Raw genomic sequence first — 357 nt, 5'->3', positions numbered from 1 at the left:
TACTCGGTTCGCTGCCTTTTCACTTTTCACAAAAATAAGGGCATCATCAGCGTACCTCACGAACCTTAGTCCTCTTTTCTCCAGTTCCTTATCAAGTTCGTTTAACATTATATTACTTAATAGTGGACTGAGAACTTGATGAATGGCTTGTTGAACGACTCTATCCACTACTGTTGGTATTCCAATTTGCGCATCTTTCCATTTTCTTTTGGGATCTCCACTCTTAAGGCAGCTTGTGGTTGGTATTTTCTTGTTCTGATGCGCTGACGCAGTTCATCTTTGTTCTCTTTCAGGTATTGCTTTAGTCCGTCGACTGTTACTCCGTCGACCCCACTTGCACCTTTATTTTTATAGACA

At 41.2% G+C, this 357-nt stretch carries 1 pseudogene; it reads right to left on the bottom strand.

Annotation, left to right across the window (positions count from 1 at the left end):
* Nucleotides 1-357: pseudogene (locus tag N0M92_RS29260) on the bottom strand (reverse transcriptase domain-containing protein); the annotation flags it as partial.

Source organism: Peribacillus aracenensis (assembly GCF_025175645.1).
Taxonomy (GTDB): Bacteria; Bacillota; Bacilli; order Bacillales; family DSM-1321; genus Peribacillus; species Peribacillus aracenensis.
Note: the sequence above shows the minus strand (reverse complement) of the source record. Positions and strands in the feature narration are given on the sequence as shown.